Genomic DNA, 392 nt, shown 5'->3' with positions numbered 1-392 from the left:
CCCAGAGCCAATGGGAGCGGATCGAAGACTTGCTTCCAGGCAAAGCCAGTGACCCGGGCCGCACAGCAGCCGACAACCGGACTTTCGTCAATGGCGTGCTGTGGGTGTTGCGCTCCGGCGCACGCTGGAGTGATCTGCCGCCGCGTTACGGGGCCTACAAAAGCGTGCACAAACGCTTTACCCGTTGGGCCGCCAAGGGCGTCTGGGAGCGGATTTTCCAGAGCCTGACTCGGGCTCGAGACAACGAGTACCTGATGATCGATAGCAGCATCGTCCGGGCGCATGCACAGGCGGCGACCGGAAAAGGGGGGCTTCGGACTCGGCTCTGGGGCGCTCCCGAGGAGGCCTGAGCACAAAGATCCACTTGGCCGTGGATAGCCAGGGCCGGCCGG

The 392-nt window shown here is 64.5% G+C and carries 1 pseudogene; it reads left to right on the top strand.

Going from position 1 to position 392, the window contains the following annotated elements:
* Positions 1–392, top strand: a pseudogene (locus tag D183_RS26135) (IS5 family transposase); the annotation flags it as partial.

The sequence above is a fragment of the Xanthomonas sp. SHU 199 genome (assembly GCF_000364665.1).
Lineage (GTDB): Bacteria > Pseudomonadota > Gammaproteobacteria > Xanthomonadales > Xanthomonadaceae > Xanthomonas_A > Xanthomonas_A sontii.
This window is presented reverse-complemented; position numbering and strand designations above follow the sequence as displayed.